Source organism: Paenirhodobacter hankyongi, assembly GCF_003664585.1.
Taxonomy (GTDB): domain Bacteria; phylum Pseudomonadota; class Alphaproteobacteria; order Rhodobacterales; family Rhodobacteraceae; genus Rhodobacter; species Rhodobacter hankyongi.
The window spans coordinates 1-1,001 of the sequence record NZ_RCHI01000052.1; the positions used below are offsets into that span (position 1 = coordinate 1).

The following is a 1,001-nucleotide window of genomic DNA, read 5'->3' on the forward strand; positions in this document are numbered from 1 at the left end:
GCGCGAGGAATATCGCGCCCTGATCGACGCGCAGGACCTGACCACCGAGGCGGGCCGCGCGCTCTGGGCCGAGCTCGTGGGCATGGCGGGGGTCATGGACCAGATCCTGCCGGCGGTGTCGGGGCTCACGGCCGAGCTCGAGACCCTGCTCGGCGCGGTCTCGACAAGCCTCGATGCGACGATCAACGCGGTCACCGAAAGCCAGAAGGCGGCGGCGACGGCCGCGGGAAACTGGTACAAGGCGGCGGACAGCATCGCCGAGTTCATCCGCACGATGCGCTCGACCTCGGGCGCGCTGGTCTCGCCGACCCAGGCGACGGCCTTCAGCCAGGCGCAATACCAGACCCGGCTCGCCTCGGCGCTGGCGGGCGACCTCGATGCGGTCAACGGGCTGACCGGCGTCGCGCAGACCTATCTCGACGCCGTGGGGGCGACCGCGGGCTCGGCGACCGAGCTGGCGCTGGCGCAGGCGCGGGTGCTGTCGGATCTCGGCACGGTGCAGGGCGCCTCGCAGATCGAGGGGGCGCGGTGGGACGTGATCCAGGGGCTTTACCAGGATCAGGTCGACCTGATGCAGGAGGTGGCCGACACGCTCGCCGCCGGCAATGCGCTGAGCGAGGCGCAGATCGCCACGCTGACCAGCCAGCTCGGATCGCTCGACGACGCCATCGCGGCCGCGGCGGCGATCAATTATGCGAGCCTGCAAAAGCAGATCGACCTGAGCATCACCGCGGTCGAGGATGCGCAGATCCCGGAGTATCTCAAGGCACTGCTGCGCAATGCCGACACCGGCATCACCAGTTATGTCGACTTCGTCACCCGCTCGGATCTGACGCCGGATCTCAAATGGCTGGCGCTGACCGGGGCGAGCGAGATGGTGAAGACGGTGACCTATGCCGCCGAGAACGACCTCGGCGCCGATCTGACGCGGCTGGCGGTCGACACCGTCTCGACGCTGCGCAAGACGGTCCATCTGCTCGCCGGGGCCGGGCTCGATGCCG

Annotated in this window: 1 pseudogene; it reads left to right on the forward strand. The window is 69.4% G+C overall.

Going from position 1 to position 1,001, the window contains the following annotated elements:
- Positions 1-1,001, forward strand: a pseudogene (locus DYS74_RS18775) (tail tape measure protein); the annotation flags it as partial.